The sequence below is a fragment of the Massilia sp. CT11-108 genome (genome assembly GCF_047302915.1).
Classification (GTDB): Bacteria; Pseudomonadota; Gammaproteobacteria; order Burkholderiales; family Burkholderiaceae_D; genus Telluria; species Telluria orientalis.
In genome coordinates this window covers 1-564 of sequence record NZ_JBKYMO010001179.1, presented here as the reverse complement: position 1 = coordinate 564, position 564 = coordinate 1, and the positions used below count along the sequence as shown (strand labels likewise).

Sequence of the window (564 nt, the reverse complement as noted above, 5' to 3'; positions counted from 1 at the left end):
GTCCAGCAGCGCCGCCGCGCAAGCGCCATGACGGCCGAGGAGGCGCCGCGGCACACCGGCGCCGACCTGGGACACGGGCGCGAACACGGCGCGGGCATCGAGCGGATCGTTCCAGCCGGGCAGCTGCTGTTTTACCAGCCGCAGCGCATCGAGCGCAATGGCGCGGAACGTCGTGAGCTTGCCGCCGGCAATCGCCACGAGGCCGGCCGAACTCCACGCGACATGCTCGCGCCCTTCCTGCGACGGCGCCCCGCCCTCCTTGCCCGCGACGACGGGGCGCACGCCCGCGTAAGTGGCCACGATGTCCCGGTCGGTTAGTTGCAGATGCGGGAACTGCGCCTGCAGCGCCGCCATCAGGTAAGCCACTTCCGCGCGCGTGATGCGGGCCGCGCGATCCATGCCGTCCGTGTGGTCCAGGTCCGTCGTGCCGACCAGCGTTGCGCCTTCCCACGGAAACGCGAACACGGGCCGGCCGTCGTGCGGATGCATCAGGCTCACCGCGCGCGCCAGCGGCAGCCGCCATGCGGGCAGCACGAGATGGCTGCCGCGCAGCGGACGCAGGCG

The 564-nt window shown here is 72.7% G+C and carries 1 pseudogene; it reads right to left on the bottom strand.

Annotation, left to right across the window (positions count from 1 at the left end):
- Positions 1 to 564 (bottom strand): annotated as a pseudogene (locus tag ACEN88_RS33845) (FAD-dependent oxidoreductase); the annotation flags it as partial.